This window comes from Streptomyces sp. NPDC033131, assembly GCF_055578365.1.
Genome location: NZ_JBVIPA010000112.1, coordinates 1 through 2,138, shown reverse-complemented (window position 1 = coordinate 2,138; position 2,138 = coordinate 1). Strand labels below are relative to the sequence as shown.

The following is a 2,138-nucleotide window of genomic DNA, read 5'->3' as shown; positions in this document are numbered from 1 at the left end:
GCCGCTCCTGGGTCAGTCCCGTACGGCGGGACACGAGTTTCGAGGGGTCCCACCCTATCCAGCCGCAGGGACGGCGAAGGGCCCCGTCCGGTGTTCGGACGCTGTTGGTAAAACCGGGGGCCTGCGTGACGACGGCCTGTGCGACCCCGTTGGGGTTGTGCAGGCCGTCGTCGTGTTTCTGGGGTGGGTTCGTGTCGTTGCGTGGGGTGGAGTTGGCGGAGATTCCGGAGGAGACCGTGCGGGTTGCTCGTGCGGTGTTCCCGAAGGGCTGTCTGGCGATGCGGGTGCGGGACACGCTGGGTCCGGTTTTCGCCGATGCCGATTTTGCGGGGCTGTTTGCGGTGAGGGGACGGCCGGTGGTGTCGCCGGCCCGGCTGGCGCTGGTGTCGGTGTTGCAGTTCGCGGAGGGGCTGACCGACCGGCAGGCCGCGCACGCGGTCCGTTCGCGTCTGGACTGGAAGTACGCCCTGTCGCTTGAGCTGACCGATACCGGCTTCGACTTCTCCGTGCTCAGCGAGTTCCGTGCCCGGCTGGCCGGGGACGATGCGGGCAAGGGCGTGTTCGACGCGGTGCTGACCGCCGCCGGGGAAGCCGGGCTGGTCAGGGCGGGCAAGCGGCAACGCACGGACGCCACCCACGTACTGGCCGCGACGAGGGACCTGAACCGGCTGGAGTTCGTGGTTGAGACACTGCGCACGGCACTGAACCAGGTCGCCGAAGCAACTGGCGACTGGCTCGCGGGGGTGGCGCCACCGGAGTGGTTCGACCGCTACTCCGCCCGGCCGGAGGACACCCGTTTCCCGTCCCGGTGGGCTGCGCGGGTCGAGCACGGCGATCAGTGCGGGGCCGACGGCATGGAGCTGCTTCAGGCCCTCTGGTCGGCGTCGGCACCGCCCGGCCTTCGGTATCTGCCCGCAGTGGAGTTCCTGCGCCGGACGTGGGTGCAGCAGTTCCAGCACGTCGAGGGTGTGCTGCGCTGGCGGGAGCCGAAGAACACCCCGCCCGGTCTGATCCGCTTACGCACCCCGCACGAGATGGAGGCGCGGACCGGAGCGAAGCGGGACCTGGGCTGGTCCGGCTACAAGGTCCACCTCAGCGAGACCTGCGAGCCTGACGCCCCGCATCTGATCACGCACGTCCACACCACCGCGGCACCCGTCACCGACATGGCCGTCCTGGAAGACATCCACACCGCTCTTGCCGAGCGTGGCCTCCTGCCCGACGAGCACCTGGTGGACGCCGGCTACGTCGACGCTGAACAGATCCACCACGCGCAGCGTGATCACCGCGTCAGTCTCATAGGCCCGCTCGCGCGGGACACCAACCGGCAGAAGGCCCAGGCAACAGGCTTCGACAACACCCGCTTCACCGTCGACTGGGAGAACAGACAGGTCGTATGCCCCAAGGGACGCACCACCACGAGCTGGCGGGAGACGGCCAGCCACCGGGGAACACCTGTGGTTCGGGCGAAGTTCCCGACACGCGACTGCACGCCCTGTCCGGCCCGCCAGGAGTGCACGACCTCACCAAAAGGCCGCTACATCACCCTGCGGCCCCGGCCCGAACACGAGATCCTGCAACAGACCCGGCCTGAACAGGACAGCGATCAGTGGCGCAAGCGCTACGGACACCGCGCCGGCGTCGAGGGCACCATCTCCCAGGCCGTCCAGGCTTTCGGCCTGCGCAGATCCCGCTACCGCGGCCTCGCCAAAACCCGGCTGCAACACCACCTCACCGGCGCCGCCATCAACCTCGCCCGCATCGATGCCTGGCTCACCGGCAGACCCCTCGCCCGCACCCGGACCTCACCCTTCGCAGCACTCCGCCCCGCCGGATGAGATCCAGCGGGGCGGAATTAGCCAACAGCGTCCGGAGAAGCTCCGGACGGGGGCACCGTACAAGCGAGGTGGTTACAGGCCGAGCTCGACCTCGAACTCGCCCGCCTCCAGGATCGCCTTGACCGCGGTCAGGTAACGGGCCGCGTCGGCGCCGTCCACCAGACGGTGGTCGTAGGAGAGGGTCAGGTACGTCATGTCGCGGACGCCGATGACCGTGCCCTCCTCCGTCTCGATGACGGCCGGACGCTTGACCGTGGCACCGATACCGAGGATCGCGACCTGGCCCGGCGGCACGATGAT

At 69.1% G+C, this 2,138-nt stretch carries 2 protein-coding genes; one reads left to right on the top strand and one right to left on the bottom strand.

All coding sequences use genetic code 11. The annotated features are described in order from the left end of the window. The first annotated feature begins 191 nt into the window (after positions 1-191). Positions 192-1,838, top strand: a complete 1,647-nt coding sequence (locus ACZ5XS_RS45685) for an IS1182 family transposase (RefSeq protein WP_468661630.1) — start codon at positions 192-194, stop codon at positions 1,836-1,838. A 72-nt stretch (positions 1,839-1,910) separates the two neighbouring features. Here the strand turns inward: ACZ5XS_RS45685 and ACZ5XS_RS45680 are convergent. Further along, the coding region (locus tag ACZ5XS_RS45680; RefSeq protein ID WP_468661629.1) for a 2-oxo acid dehydrogenase subunit E2 at positions 1,911-2,138 on the bottom strand (228 nt) is incomplete at its 5' end.